Source organism: Aequorivita sublithincola DSM 14238 (assembly GCF_000265385.1).
GTDB lineage: Bacteria > Bacteroidota > Bacteroidia > Flavobacteriales > Flavobacteriaceae > Aequorivita > Aequorivita sublithincola.
The window spans coordinates 3,348,276-3,363,608 of record NC_018013.1 but is presented as its reverse complement, the minus strand read 5'-3'; the positions used below and the strand labels follow the sequence as shown (position 1 = coordinate 3,363,608).

General features: G+C 35.4%; 10 protein-coding genes. 5 read left to right on the top strand and 5 right to left on the bottom strand.

Annotated elements, in window-relative coordinates:
• Window positions 1-68 precede the first annotated feature (68 nt).
• The 4 genes from AEQSU_RS15295 to AEQSU_RS15280 form a co-directional block, all read right to left on the bottom strand.
• The gene (locus AEQSU_RS15295) at window positions 69-2,528 is read right to left on the bottom strand and encodes an ATP-binding protein (protein ID WP_211206521.1); all 2,460 of its coding nucleotides are present in this window, start codon (window positions 2,526-2,528) and stop codon (window positions 69-71) included.
• Window positions 2,521-3,891: a nucleotidyl transferase AbiEii/AbiGii toxin family protein gene (locus tag AEQSU_RS15290; RefSeq protein WP_014783778.1), complete on the bottom strand. Its 1,371-nt coding sequence runs from the start codon at window positions 3,889-3,891 to the stop codon at window positions 2,521-2,523. The genes AEQSU_RS15295 and AEQSU_RS15290 overlap by 8 nt, the downstream gene beginning before the upstream one ends.
• 22 nt (window positions 3,892-3,913) lie before the next feature.
• Window positions 3,914-4,573, bottom strand: a complete 660-nt coding sequence (locus tag AEQSU_RS15285) for a DUF6577 family protein (protein ID WP_245529082.1) — start codon at window positions 4,571-4,573, stop codon at window positions 3,914-3,916.
• Window positions 4,574-5,000: 427 nt separating this feature from the next.
• Window positions 5,001-5,252 carry a helix-turn-helix transcriptional regulator gene (locus AEQSU_RS15280; protein ID WP_014783776.1) on the bottom strand — a complete coding sequence of 84 codons (252 nt, stop codon included), beginning with the start codon at window positions 5,250-5,252 and terminating at the stop codon, window positions 5,001-5,003.
• Window positions 5,253-5,654: 402 nt separating this feature from the next.
• Between AEQSU_RS15280 and AEQSU_RS15275 the strand changes: the two genes are divergently transcribed.
• The 5 genes from AEQSU_RS15275 to AEQSU_RS15255 all read left to right on the top strand — a co-directional run bounded on the left by AEQSU_RS15275 (window position 5,655) and on the right by AEQSU_RS15255 (window position 15,018).
• Window positions 5,655-6,197 carry an RNA polymerase sigma-70 factor gene (locus AEQSU_RS15275; protein WP_042492589.1) on the top strand — a complete coding sequence of 181 codons (543 nt, stop codon included), beginning with the start codon at window positions 5,655-5,657 and terminating at the stop codon, window positions 6,195-6,197.
• 220 nt (window positions 6,198-6,417) lie between these two features.
• Window positions 6,418-7,569 carry a FecR family protein gene (locus AEQSU_RS15270; protein WP_014783774.1) on the top strand — a complete coding sequence of 384 codons (1,152 nt, stop codon included), beginning with the start codon at window positions 6,418-6,420 and terminating at the stop codon, window positions 7,567-7,569.
• 88 nt (window positions 7,570-7,657) lie between these two features.
• Window positions 7,658-10,948, top strand: a complete 3,291-nt coding sequence (locus AEQSU_RS15265) for a SusC/RagA family TonB-linked outer membrane protein (protein WP_014783773.1) — start codon at window positions 7,658-7,660, stop codon at window positions 10,946-10,948.
• A gap of 18 nt (window positions 10,949-10,966) precedes the next feature.
• Window positions 10,967-12,358 (top strand): RagB/SusD family nutrient uptake outer membrane protein, encoded by a 1,392-nt coding sequence (locus tag AEQSU_RS15260; protein ID WP_014783772.1) that lies wholly within the window; start codon window positions 10,967-10,969, stop codon window positions 12,356-12,358.
• Window positions 12,358-15,018 (top strand): alpha/beta hydrolase family protein, encoded by a 2,661-nt coding sequence (locus AEQSU_RS15255; RefSeq protein ID WP_014783771.1) that lies wholly within the window; start codon window positions 12,358-12,360, stop codon window positions 15,016-15,018. Before AEQSU_RS15260 ends, AEQSU_RS15255 begins: the two co-directional genes overlap by 1 nt.
• A gap of 48 nt (window positions 15,019-15,066) precedes the next feature.
• Here AEQSU_RS15255 and AEQSU_RS15250 read toward each other — a convergent pair whose 3' ends face one another.
• Complete coding sequence (locus tag AEQSU_RS15250; protein ID WP_042492134.1) at window positions 15,067-15,318, bottom strand: DUF6520 family protein; 252 nt, start codon at window positions 15,316-15,318, stop codon at window positions 15,067-15,069.
• Between the last annotated feature and the right edge of the window lie 15 nt (window positions 15,319-15,333).

Below are 15,333 nucleotides of genomic sequence, written 5' to 3'. Positions count from 1 at the left end.
AGGGATACTTTACCATCATTCTCTTTAACTATTGATTTAATGAGCCACATTCCCAATCCAGTGCCTTCTTATTCTCCTGTAAAGGCATTTCTTTTTGTTGTAAATAGCGGTTCAAAAATTTTCTCTGGATTTTCTATGTCTTTACTTAAACCAGGTCCATTATCATAATATTCAATTATGATTTCTTTCTCTGTAGCTTTGGCTATTATTTTTATTTTTCTACTTCTATTCTCCTTTGAATTCTTGAAGGCATCAAATGAATTAACCAAAAGGTTATTAAAAATACTATCAAATTCAATTTCAAAAACACGAAGTTCAATTTCTTCAATACTTGAAACATCAAAATCAATTGCTCTATTTTCAAGAATTATTTGCCAATCATCCTTTAAATCTTTGAAATACTTATGAAGAAATACTTGAGGTCTTTTTCTTTTATCTTTTCTCGTAGCTCCTAATGAAAACTTCAACCAGTTCTGAAGTTTCAAATCTTGTTTTTTCATTTTTTCAAGACGAGCAAATGGGTTTTTTCTATCTTCGGTATCTTTATAATCTTTTTCATTGAATTTTACAGCAATAATTTTTTTGAGTTTTTCAACCCTCGAATCAAGGACATCATTCAACTTGCTTAAATCATGGCTAAAAGAGGCCAGTACTATACCACTACTAGCAAGCCCTCTCAATACTTTCTGTTCGTCTTTAAGCTTTTCTATTTCTTCATCTTTTTCCCTATTTAATTCAGCTAATACAATACTCTCATTTGAAATAGAATCAATAGGTTGATTTTCATTCTGTGTTTGAGAACTGTCTTTACCTTCCTTTTTCCCCTTTTCTCTTTTCGCTTTCTCTTTTTCCAGTATTGATTTAGCTAAAGCTTGGGCTTTTTTTCTATCAATAGCGTCGCTATTGTTTTCTTTGTAAAATGCATCCATAGCCCTTGCTATATAAGCTCTATCTTCTTCTAATACTAAAATTATATTTGCTAATAGTTTTTTGAAAATTTGGAATGTTTTATTTTCCTGAAGACCTTCTCTACTCGATTTATCCTCAAAATTCACATTAGTCAGACGAGAAATTTTAATCGCTCCAGAAACATTTTCAGGTTCTACTCTCCATCCACCTTCTTCTTTTGCAATACCTGCTTGATTTTGAGATTTGCGTAAACCTAAATCTAGCCAATCAAAAGATGTATTTTTCACTTCACCATAAGGACGAACTCTAAAATTATCTCTAAATAACTTTACACCTGCAAACTTTTCCAACCATGCCCTTCTATTATTAGTCATAAATGAATTATAATAAAATCTTTCAACATCTTCGCTACTATATCCTTTTTTCATATAGTAAAAAGTAAAATTAAAAACGCCAATGTTATTAAAAACTTTTTCTTCATCTTTTTCTAAAAAGCCTGGTAATAGTTGTGAGAAAGTCATTTTTTTCTCCCAATGACCCTTTTCAAATTCTGCTTTTGTATACGGCTTATTTTGCATTTCATTTCTTTTGAAAAAGTCGGGGTCTATTCTATCTAAATCATATTCGTCTCTTATAATTTTAATTGTGACTATCTGTTTTTCATTTGCCGATGCAATAAGTTTATAGTCAAAATCATCACATACAGACCCAACTACTTCTCCATATTTTTCAGGAGATAATGTTGAAAATAAAAAAATTTGAAACTCACCACTTTCTTTAGGTGGTACTAAAACTTCAAGGTCTGAATAAACCTGTTCTACGTAATAGTCTTCCCAATTATCTCGTAAATCTGTTATTTTGAGAATAGTGCCAAATTCAAAATCCACTTTGGTATTTAACTTTTCTAAATTCAATTCTGGAATTTCCTTTACTATTTCTTTTTTAATTGTTTTAGACTCGATTCCAATTAATTCAGCCTTAACTGTATCAATAGTTTTGAAATCACCTTCAAAATCTTCCCAATTCACTTTCCAATTGTAACCATTAAAATTTGAAAGATTTCCACTTTCATCTGTATCTGGTTCATGATTTTCTGGATTATATACCGTTATCATTTCACATTTTCCACCTAATCGATCTAAAGCAAATCGCCCTATGCCTTTAGCACCTGATTTAACTTTTCCAGAATTAGTAAATACGTCAATAGCTTTATGATCCGTACCTATTGTCATCCAATAATCCCTAATGATATTTTGCGTCATTCCTTCGCCAGAATCTATTATATAAAGACAATTAAGTTTATTCAGGGCTTTTTTAAGCAAATTTCTAGCTTCTTGGTCCAATTCTTCCTTAATAATAAACATTCCGCTTTTTGATTCGTATACATTGTTTAAAACAGTTTTGTCAATACCTTTCCTTAAAAGAGTATTGTAATAATCATCACTTATTTCATTGATAATTGGAGAATATTCATTGTCGAAATAAACAATGCTGATATCACTATCTGCATCATATCCATTCTTGACAAGTTCAATTATTGCTCCTTTTGAATTTGCAATATTTTCTCTACCAATAAGCCTAGCAGTCCTAGCGGATACTTTAAATGATATTTCAGACATTTTGCATGCTTTTAATTTTTATTCTAATTTCAAACAGCGGTTTTAGTATTTCTTGTTTTCTTGAAATAAGAAAATCTTGAGATAAACCTTCATAACCTTTTTTGGTAACATATTCAATGTTCTCATCTATAATTTTTTTCATATATTTTAATTCGTCAGTACTAAAACTTTCAAATTTATTACTGCTATCTAGTTTTTCTCTAATTTTAAGCATAGCCTCTTCACTAGGAAATTTTTCTTTTCTATATCTATAATACTCTGATGCTTCTTCGAAAGATTTAATTTCTTGATTAGTTAACACAACATTATTTTCAAGAAACAATGAAACCGCCTTATACCAATAAAAAAACGCTTCAGGATTACTTTTCTTAAGCTTGTTTAATTTATTGAATTGCTCCTCTTCTATTAGCCAATCTTTAATTTGTAATGGATTATTAAATTTTTCCAAACTTATTATTCCCTTGTTTTTCAAAATTTCGGCAAGATAAGCCGCTTTCGCGCTAGCCGAAATTGCTTCTTCTAAGTTGAAGCTTATAATGGTGAAATTTGTAAAATTGCTAATTCCTAATTGTAAATTTTGAAACTCAGCCGATTTCGTATCTCTAGACGCTAAAACAAGACAGGCTTCTTGAGTGTCTTTTAAAACATCAATAGTCTCTACTTTCAGTTTTCTATACTTGATTTCCTCTTCTACTACTGTATTATAGCTTTTTTTGACAATTTCCAAGTTAGAAATATTGTCCACTAAAAAAGCGATATCAAACAATTGTTTTATAATTTCTACAGGTCTTTCCTTACTATATAAAATACCTGTAGTCTTAGGAGCAAAGGCAGTAAGCTTATCTCCTAATATGGCATCAAAAGTTGGCATTTGAACTGTCACAACTTGACCAGAAGTTTGAATCCAATTATGTGCTACAGGAATTTCCCTTACCTCAGGATAAGGATTGGCAGTGTGAAGTATATCTAACAATATAGGCTCTATATTACCATCTACATTACTTGTATAAAACATTTTATAATGACTCACAGGAGCATCTGGTGTATGTTTTCTATCATTGTCACTTTCCCAATGGGTGAAAATTTCGACTTTACTTATTTTTTCAATAACTGCTTCTATTTCTCCCTGGGTTTGTTCTGTAATAATATCTATATCAATAGAAAATCGCTTTGGCTCTTCAGTAGCCAACAATAATGCTGTTCCTCCTTTAAAGATAAAGTCTAACCCGTTTACTTTTAGTTGTTCTAAAAAGGCTAGCGCATAGATAACTTTCTCAATCAATTTTGGATCAATTTTCTTTTTTCCTAAATTTCTTTCGACTTCATAAATCCAGTTCCGACTATATGTTGATGATAATATCATTAATAATTAAGTTTTGGCAAAATCAAGCAATATTTGCCAAAGTTAAATTTGTTAGTTTCTCTATTTCATTTTCTCGATTACGTCTATAGGAGTATCGTTTCATTCTGTTTTTGTTGACCGTATATTTTTCAAATGCGGAAGTAAAAATTAATTTTATCTCCCCCTGTTGTGCAGAATATAAATTTGTATCTATAGTCATATCTACCAATAACTTTTCCAAGGTGGGGATTAGAATATTTTCAATTTCTTGGAGAGGTGATTCAGTAATTAGTTGTTTTAAAATAATAACATCCTCACTGTTGTTGATATACAAATCAAAAGTATCTGCATCAGGTTCTAAAAATACAGGCTTTCCTTGTTCTTTTAATAAGTAAAAAACAGGCTCTATAGCATCCTTTTCAATCTCCAAAACTGTATAATATTTAAAAGGTTGATGTAACATAAATTCATTTAGCCATTTGGTGTTCCAAATGCAAAAATCAATAAACGGAAGGTCTTTCTTTATTTTTCTGAATAATCGCTTTTGCTTAATATCAATAGTTGGAATATATGAGTTCATTTCCTCAAGGGCATAAATACCTCTAGAAGGATTTTGGATAACTCCTTCTTTTTTTAAAAGCGAGAGATAAACATTAATGGAACTTTCTTTTAATTCAGGAAAATTCAATAAAATATTTGCCACCAATTTGTCTTTTTCAATGGTGGACTGCCCTATAAAATAATCTTGAATATTTTCTTTTAATATGTTGAACAAGATGTTTTTTGTTGATTAAACTTTGGCAAATTACAAATTATTTGCCAAAAATTAATAATAGTTTCTAATTATTAATAGAATACAATAGAACAGGGAAAAAGCTTAAAAAACCAACTGGCCTCACTTAATAAGCATACTCAACACAATAAATATGACCTCGTTTTTACAAAAGGAGACTTCGTAGACTATTATTTAAAAGGAGAAACTCGTTATGTATTATATACGATATTTAAATTTTTTGTAGAGGTAGAATATAATATATCGAAGAAAAAACTATTTAATCTGATTGCTTTAGAAGAAGAAAAACTATTGGAGAGATATTGGATTTTAACTGATTTAAATAAAGACTAGTAAATTATTTAGCAAACAAATCATCATCAAAAAATTCTTTTAAGCTAATATTTATCATTTTGCAAAACTTAAGGATAGTATGAATAGAAATACCTCTATCATCATTTGTGTTCTCCCATCTGCTTAATAATTGCCTATCGATGAAATGATCTTTTGCAAATTTAGACTGGACTGGTTCTATTTTCTCTCTAAGTTCTTTAATTCTTAAAGAAATTTTTTTATTAAGCTTCTGCTCTTCGTTTCCTGACCTTGCCATACTGCAAGTTTCAACTTAACAAGATATTTATTGTAAACCATTTGGTTTACAATTAAGTTTTTTTTATATTAGCATAATTAAATTTAAATTTGCGATACTTCGTATAAACATATTTGAAGCCATCGCTTTGAATCTCGCCTAGAAAACTGGTAATTTTTTGCAGAGAGATGATAAGTAGATAGGCTCACGTCCCGGGGCGTGGGCTCTCTTATCTCTGCAAGGTATACCAGTACCCCTAGTCGGTAAGTTGAGTACTGCGCCCTATTTTTTCTACAAACTTTTAAAACATAATTGCTGTAAAAATTATGGGAGTGCTTAAAAACAAGAAACTTTAGTAATTAAGGTTAGCTTGTATTGTTGAGCTTGGGAGAAATTACATTGACTCCCAATAACCCATTAAATATGTCCACGAACAAACCAAATATTACAAATTTGGAGGGATTCAAGGCACTTTTTGAAACCTTGTATCCACCGATATGTATATTTGCCAATAAATACCTCAACGATATGGATACTTCCAAAGACATCGTTCAGGAGGTTTTTATTAAAATATGGCAGAAGCAGCCAGTATTTTTAAACCACAATACTACCAAAGCCTACTTTTATACCACGGTTAAGAACCATTGTCTGAATTACTTAAAAAGCAAACACTACAAAACAATAGACAATAATGCTCCCATAGATTTGGTAATGCAACAGTCCGAAGATTATTTTTTTACCCAAATAGTTACGGCAGAAACCTATGCCCAACTGTATAAGGCAATAAATACGCTACCAAAAAAATCAGCGAAAGTCATCACGCTGTCACTAAACAACTACACCACCAGTGAAATTGCCGAAGAACTCAACATCACCCCCAGTACGGTAAGAACCCAGAAAAGCTTGGCATATCAAAAACTTAAAGGTCTATTGGCCCCTTTAAAATATCTTCTTTCATTTTTATGAATCCTCAATGTATCGCCCAACCCGGTATATTTAACTAATCAACCTGTTACGTTTCTTGACAGGAATGAAGTTTTTTTTCTTCGCACCCTTTAGGGACGGGGTAAACGAAGAAAATAAACTGATAAAATAGGTCAAACATTAAGCAATCAAATTCAATTTTTCCAATTTAATTTTAGACACTTTCTCATTTCTGTTGTTATAGAGGTATAAAAGAAACTCCATGACAATTTATGACCGCATTTTTGCCTTAGCAAACAAATTGGCCAAAGCCCTTTCCAATGGTGAAGAAACTGACGCCCTAAAGGAGGCGGATTATTTAAGTCAGGAAACTAAGACACGTATTCAAGAAAGTCTATCCAAGCCTGCCCTAGAAGAGCAACTGGGAAAACTGAAGGAAATTGATGTTGAGAATGACTGGGCAAAAGTGGTCGAAAGATTACAAAAACCCACAAGAAGCCTAATGCCAAAGCTATATAAGGCGGCTGCCATTGCCTTATTATTGTTTTCTCTTTCATATCTCACCTACAACCACATTCAAAAATCTGAGCAGGGAGTTTCAGTGCAGGTCGCCATTGAACCAGGAACTGATAAAGCGCTGCTAATTCTAGAAGATGGTACACAAGTAGCCTTAAGCCCTGAGACTACTTTCAAAAATAAGGTTGCTCAGAGCAAAGAGGATAGATTGGAGTATAATTACGTAAACGCTCCGTTATATACAGCCGTTAATTATTTGGTAGTGCCAAGAGGAGGACAGTACCAACTAAAGCTTGCAGATGGTACTGAAATATGGTTAAATGCCGATACCAAGATAAAATATCCCATCGCCTTTCAGCCAGGAGAAACCCGAACGGTGGAACTACTATACGGCGAAGCTTATTTGATGGTTTCCCCAAGTTCCAAACACCAAGGAGATGCCTTTAAGATTATCGCGAAAGGACAAGAGGTAAATGTGATCGGCACCATTTTCAATCTGAAAGCCTATAACGATGAAGAAAAAATATACACCACCTTGGTGGAAGGCAAAGTGCATATTGCGGCCAAGGATAAAAGTGTCGAACTGCACCCCGGAGAACAATCAGTTTGGGACCATAGCACAAATCAATTATCAAAGTCATCGGTAGATGTAAATCACCACACCGCATGGATTAGGGGCTATTTCTACTTTGAGGACAAGCCTTTAAAGGAGATTATGCAAGTCCTTTCTAGGTGGTACGATGTACACATTTCCTTCGACTCACCCGAACTGCAGAATGTAAAATTCAGCGGGCTTCTTAGTAAAGAGCAAACAATTGAAGAAATATTGAACGGAATAAAAAACACTAACAGTATAAGCGCCTATGAGATAAAAAACAAATCCATTACCATCAAATAAAAAAAGAAGGGAGAAAAGTGACTACCTGGAAAGTAAAAAACTCAACTCCCTTTATAATTGGAATATTAACCAATCAATTCACAAATTTATGAAAATTAAATTAATAAAGGTGCTTGTAATTCAAGCAAGCCACCTCCCGAAAATTATCCTGAGAACCATACTATTTTTAGTTTGTACAACCATCTTTAGCTTCTCACCAAACCCTCTGATTTCTCAAAACCCCAAAATTACGATTGACAAGGATAAGGCAGTCACCATCTATGAGGTCTTAGAAATAATTGGAAATCAGACAGAATGTACGTTCATCTACCAATCGGATATTTTTAAAGAGTTGCCTAAAATAGATTTGAAAAAAGGCATAATTAAGGTAAATGAGCTATTAAAGCAATGTCTTCCCCCATCCGATTTTAGTATTATCACCACGAAAAATAATTACATTACCATTACACGTCGTAGTGGTAAAGTATCTCAACAAAATAATATCAAAGGAGTGGTTACAGACTCCTTGGGTATTGGCATGGCTGGCGTGAACATCTTTATAAAAAACACTGCCAAGGGCACGCAGAGCAATTTGGATGGGCAATACACCGTAATCGCACATCCTTCCGATACATTGGTATTTACTTATCTAGGCTTCAAACCTCAAGAAATTATGGTAGGGAATCGGTCCATATTGAATGTAGTTATGGTACTAGATGCAACAGCCTTAGACCAAGTGGTAATTAATGCGGGCTACTACAAAGTTTCCGATAGGGAAAAGACGGGGAGTATTGTTCGCGTTACTGCCGCGGAAATAGAAAAGCAACCTGTGAGCAATCCACTGGCCACACTTCAGGGAAGACTTACGGGAGTGGAGGTTATTCAAAACTCTGGAGTTCCGGGTGGAGGCTTTGATATTCGAATTAGAGGACGAAATAGCATACGGGTGGATGGTAACGATCCTCTATATATTGTAGACGGGGTTCCATATCCTTCTGCTTCTCTAGGCGTAAACACAATTTCGGCTGTGTTAGGGGGCACTCAAAGTGCTCTTAATGGTATAAGCCCGACGGATATAGAAAGTATAGAAATATTAAAAGATGCCGATGCCACCGCCATTTATGGGTCACGCGGGGCGAATGGAGTAGTGCTGATAACTACCAAAAAAGGAAAGGCCGGAAAAACGCAATTTAGTGTATCACAAGAAAGTGGTGTGGGAACTATAACACGAACCCAAAAACTTTTAAACACCGAGCAATACCTCCAATTGAGAAAAGAAGCTTTTGCCAATGATGGCATTACTACCTACCCTTTTTATGAGTATGATATAAATGGCACGTGGGATCAAAACAGATATACTGACTGGCAAAAAGTGCTACTGGGAGGTACCGCCTATTTTACTCGTACTCAAGCAAGTGTTAGTGGTGGCAATGAGGAAACCCGATTTCTTCTTCGCGGGAGCCATCAAAAAGAAACCACGGTGTTTCCAGGAGACTTTGATTACAAAAAGAACGCTGTTTTGGGTAGTCTTAATCACCAAACTAAAGACAAAAAATTTAGGGTTCATTTTTCTGGCAATTACGTTTCAGATCGTAATAATTTACCCGCTACCTCCTTTATTTTTCTATCGCGCTCCTTGGCTCCCAATGCTCCGGCCTTATATGATGACAATGGGGAGCTCAACTGGGAGGATGGTACTTTTCGCAATCCGTTAGCGCAACTCAACGCCGCGTATTTATCTAAAACGGACAATCTAATTGGTAGTGGATTTATCGAATATCAGCCTTTTAAAAATCTTTGGTTAAAAACGAACCTTGGTTACAACTCAATAAATCTGGAAGAAAGCCGAACCTCTCCCAATACGCTCTTTGATCCCGCCTTTGGTTTAGACAGCAGTAATTCATCTATTACTGTAAACAATGCGCGTAGAACATCGTGGATTGTGGAGCCGCAGTTGGAATATGAACTTAAATTTGATAAGGCCAAAATAGAAGTGCTGATTGGCTCCTCCTTTCAAAGTGAAAATTCTCGGCGCACCATCCGTTTTGCAGAAGGCTTTACTACAAACGCTCTAATTAATGATCCTTCGGCTGCTGCGTCCATATCCATTAAATCCTTTACCGATGATGAATATAGGTACAATGCCATATTCGGGCGTGTAAATTTGAATTGGGCAAAGAAGTATATTCTAAACCTTACAGGAAGAAGAGACGGTTCAAGTCGCTTTGGTCCTGGCAAACAATTCGCAAATTTTGGAGCAGTAGGAGCGGCTTGGCTATTTGGGGAGGAGCCATTAATTGAAGAAGCGATTCCATTTTTAAGTTTTGGAAAGTTCCACGGTAGTTATGGCACGAGTGGTAACGATCAAATAGGGAATTACAAATACTTAAATACTTATGTTGGTAGTGGTATTAGTTATGAAGGGATTCCGGGGCTTGAACCTTCGCAACTTTACAATCCAATTTTTGGTTGGGAAACAAACCGAAAACTGGAATTTGGTGTTGAAATAGGGATATTAAAGGACAGGGTTTTATTGGCAAGCACCTATTACCGCAACCGCTCTTCAAATCAATTGGTGGGTATTCCCTTACCCGGAACCACAGGATTTACATCGGTTAATTCCAATTTAGATGCTACGGTACAAAACAGTGGGTTGGAAATGGAACTGAATACGGTAAACTTGAATTCAAAAAATCTTAAATGGACTACTGGAATAAACCTTAGCATTCCAAGAAATAAACTTATATCCTTTCCCGGCTTGGAAGAATCTACGTATGCTAATGATCTAGTAATAGGGGAGCCGCTGGATATTGAAATTTTGTATAACTATCTTGGTGTTGATCCCACAACAGGTCTTTACACTTTTCAAGACTATGATGGAGATGGTACTATAACGAGTCCTAACGATCTAAAGAAGGCCGTATATAGGGGCGTTAATTATTATGGGGGGCTGGTAAACACCCTCACTTATAAAAACATTTCCCTCGATTTTTTATTACAGTTCGTTAAGCAGACAGGATGGACCTATGAAACTAGTAATTCTATGCCAGGAACAGGTTCAAACCAGCCTATAGACATACTTAATCACTGGCAGAACCCCGGTGATAATTCCAATAATCAACTTCTAAGTGCTGGCTATTTGGACGCTCCCTATATAGCTTTTGACAAATATCAACATAGCAGCGGTGTAATAGGCGATGCTTCTTATATGAGATTAAAAAATGCTTCCCTATCCTATAGAGTACCCAAAAATAATTTAGGCATCGATTGTAGAATTTATATTCAGGGACAGAATCTATTTACAGTTACAAACTATAAAGGAGCAGACCCCGAAAGTAGAAATACCTCCCAATTGCCTCCTTTGAAAATGTGGAGCTTAGGAACTGAAATCAAATTTTAAAAAGCAAAAACTAAAATTATGGAAACAAAAAAGAATATATATAGAAGACCCTTATTCAGCATACTGGCAATCACATCCCTTTTTGCCTTATTTTCTTGCCAAGAATTTGTCGAACTGGACCCGCCTAATTATCTTATTTCAGGGGAAACCTTGTTTACCGACAAGGGTACTGTTGAAGCCGCGATACTTGGCATATACGGTAAGCTTAGAACAAATGTCCTGCTTACTGGTTCCTCCGAAGGTTTAAGCAATTTGATGGGGAATTATGCAGATGAAATGGACTTTTATGGTGACCTTAACCTAGCTGATGAAGATTTTTTTAAGAATAATTTATTGGCTACAAACCAAACGGTAGAGTCTGTTTGGAATGGCTCCTATAATTTAATTTATTCTGCAAATGCCATCATTGAGGGAATGGAAGACTCGTTGTATTTCTCCCCAGAGGAGGCTGCGCAATTTTCTGGAGAAGCGAAGTTTTTAAGAGCCTTGATTCATTTTTATCTGTACAATCTTTATGGAGAGGTGCCTTATGTAAAGACTACCAATTACATTGAAAATAAAACCGTAAAAAGAGACAGTAAGGAAACTGTTTATAGCAATCTAATAGCAGACCTTATTGATGCCAAAAATAGTTTGCCCGACCTTGATCCCAGTGATGAGCATGTTAGGGCAGACGCGCTTACGGCTACTGCCCTTTTGGCTAGGGTATATCTGTATAATGAACAATGGCAAGCGGCCGAAGAAATGGCTTCTTTGGTTATAGCCAATACAACTTGGGAAACCGATTTGGAAAGCGTGTTCTTAAAGGAAAGCCCCACAACAATTTTGCAACTTATGCCGGAATTTGATGGTATGAACACTTTGGAAGCACAAACTTTTATTTTTGAAACTGCACCACCTCCTGTAAGAGCTTTAACTTTTAATTTAATGGATGGTTTTGAAGAGGGCGATTTAAGGAAATCGATTTGGACGCAAGGCGTTTCCGATGGAACGCAAACCTTTTATTATCCCTTTAAGTATCAACACCAAGCAGGGGAGAGTAGCAATTCAGAATATTCCATACTTTTTCGCTTGGCAGAACAATTTCTTATCCGTGCGGAAGCGAGAACAAAACTTGGCGACATGGCAGGGGCGCAAGCCGATTTAAATATTATACGGACCCGAGCTGGCCTTCCAGCGATACAGCCCATGGGAAATGATGCCATGATACAGGCAATTTTAAAGGAACGGCGATTTGAATTTTTTACTGAACATGGTCATCGGTTTTTTGATCTGAAACGCACTAATAATTTAGATAATATCCTCGGAAGTTTAAAACCAAGCTGGAAGTCAACCGATAAACTTTTTCCTCTGCCAGAAAGGGAATTAAAGGTTAATCCTAACCTAGAACCTCAAAATCCTGGTTATTAATGTACGCTCAAAATGAAAATAACACTCAATTAATTTGGATTAGCATTCCCCAAGTAGTTTTTTTCATGCTTTATTGCTTGTCCTGCCCTTTATGGGGGCAGGCAGGCATTAAGGAAGACCTTACTCCAAGAGATTTTTCAAAATGGCACCATTTATACGATCCAAAAATATCAGATAATGGAAAATGGGCCTCTTTTTTACTTTCCTATGAAAACCGAGTAGATACACTAGTGCTACAAAACATAACCTCAAAGGAGAAAATTTATATTCCTAGGGGCTCTGATCCACAATTTATAAATAACGCTAACTGGGTTTTTTACAGACAAAATGATTCCCTTCAACTATTCAATTTAGAATCCCGAAGTACCAAAACCTTTATCAACGCTTTAGATTATAGGGTTTCCAAAGACTTAAAGTATTTGTCAATCTTTAGTGCTGAGAAAATAAAAGACACCATTATTGAAAATACATTGGAAATTATGGATTTTGATCTACAAAGTTTAATAACCCTAAAAGGGGTTTTAGATTTTTCTTTTAATAAGGATGAAAATTTATTGGCTTACACTTTAAAAATGGGTAGTAATACTATACTGGGAGTTGTAGCTTTGGAAAACGCTACTATAAAAAACACTACAATTAGGTCATTTGATGGTACTATACAAAAACTTGTGTGGGGCCCGAATAAGGAGTTAGCTGTAATTGAAAATACTCATGACAATAGCAACCAAGTGGTTCATTGGTTTAGACACATCTTTGATAAAGCGAGTCTTGAAACATGCAATTTAGAGGAAGCTGGTTGTAAGTATTGTGACTATTCAATTGTTAATAATCGCGCTAGCACTTTACACTTTTCATTAGATGGGGAAATGTTATTCTTCCATATTCAAAAAAAACCCACCTCAGTAATAAAGGAAAATCACGGTTCGGAGGTACAAATTTGGAATGCAAAGGACCGATTTATTTTCCCTGCTACAGATGGAAATGAATTCGATTTTAAAAATTTACCATTAATGGTAGGGTGGAAGGGGATAGGAAATGAGCTAACTATTTTTGGAGAGGAAGACAGCTCTAAGAATATATGGGCTAAGGGGAGTGCATATATTTTCAGTTATAGTTCACTGGATGATTTTTCAGATACTACTATAAAAAAAGGAACGCCTGTATATGTTTATAATTGGAATACAGGGACGAAAAACTTTGTGATGTGGCGAAAAGCACAAATGCTAATGATGCTATCACCTACCGGAAGGTACTTATCGTATTTTAAAGATAATGACTGGTGGGTTTTTGACGCGAACGAAAACAGTCATACAAATATTACCAAATCAATCTCTATTGCTTTTAGTAATGAGGAATATGACTGGTCTGGCGTTGTACCGCCCTATGGTAATCCTGGATGGACTGTTAACGATGAGTCTATTTTACTATATGATAAATATGACTTATGGAAAGTTGCCCCAGATGGTTCCAATGCCGAACGAATAACAAGAGGGAGAAGTATAGGCAAAGTATTTAGAATTGCTGAAACAGTTTTTAAGGTAGGAAGCTTTAGGGAATATATGGGTAACTGTTATGATTTGTCCAATGATATTCCTTTTTATATTAAATGTGAAGACGGAAGCACTGGTTATTATCTAAGAACCCCTAATGGTTCAATAAATCAGCTTTCATTAGCAGCCGGAAAGGTGGATGCTATTCAAAAAGCGGAAAGCGCAGATGTTTACCTGTACACTGAGGAACATTTTGATGTACCGCCAAAATTGATGGTAAAAACTGCTACTGAAAGCGCCGCTTTTGAACTATTCCAAAGCAATCCACAGCATTGGAAATACAATTGGGGGAAAGCCGAGCTCTTTAATTATTCCCTAGCGTCAGAAGAAAAGTTAAAAGGGGCGCTATTTTATCCTGCCAACTTTGATCCTAAAAAAAAGTATCCTATGGTGGTCTATATTTATGAAAGACTTACTGATAGGGTAAACAATTATGAAAATCCAACTTTGTTTACGGGAGCAGATATTAATATTACAAATTTTACTACAAGAGGCTATTTTGTTTTGTGCCCGGATATTAAATACAAATTAAACCAGGCGGGTAAGTCTGCACTCGAATGTGTAAGTGCGTCTGTAGCGGAAGTTTTAAAAAGAGGGTTTGTAGAAAGAGATAAGATTGGTCTTTTCGGGCATTCCTTTGGAGGCTATGAAACATCTTATATAATTGGTCAAACGGACCTGTTTGCAGCAGCTATTAGCGCTTCAGGCATTCACGACCTTATAAGCTTGTATTTCTCGGTGGCATGGCTTTGGAAAATACCTCAATCTGGAAGGTTTCTTAATGCGCAACAGCGCTTTAATAAAACGTATTTTGAGTCTCCAGACTTGTATGCCAAAAATTCTCCCATACGCTATGCTCCATATATAACGACACCCCTTTTAACCATTACTGGGAATAAAGATTCCAATGTAAATTGGGAACAATCGGTGGAAATGTATAATGCCCTTAGAATATTAAATAAGGAACATATCATGTTAATTTACCCAAACGAAGGACATGATTTTTTTGAACCCAATAATCAGATCGATATGACCTATAAACGTTGGCAGTGGTTTGATCACTATTTGAAAGATAGCGAAATTGCACCTTGGATGATACCTAGGGATTAAAGAGAAAGGCTGGATAACACCAGCCTTTCAGATTACAAAACCTCGCTTTTAAGGCTTGTAAAGCTCAACAGTACACGAGGTGCCGTTGTGGTCGAGCCCGAAGGCTTGTTGCGAAAACTTTTTACAAACTTCACCAAATGTTCTTGAACATGGCACTGCTATTTGGCAGGCTGTTGGTGAATCTATATAGCCCATAGGGGCTAAACTTTCGGTTGTTTTTACATTGCTAGCGAAAGCACTGGCAATTGCGATGGCAAATACCGCTATGGGTAAAAGCCATTTTTTTCTCATCGTTTTCATGATTTAAAAATTTAA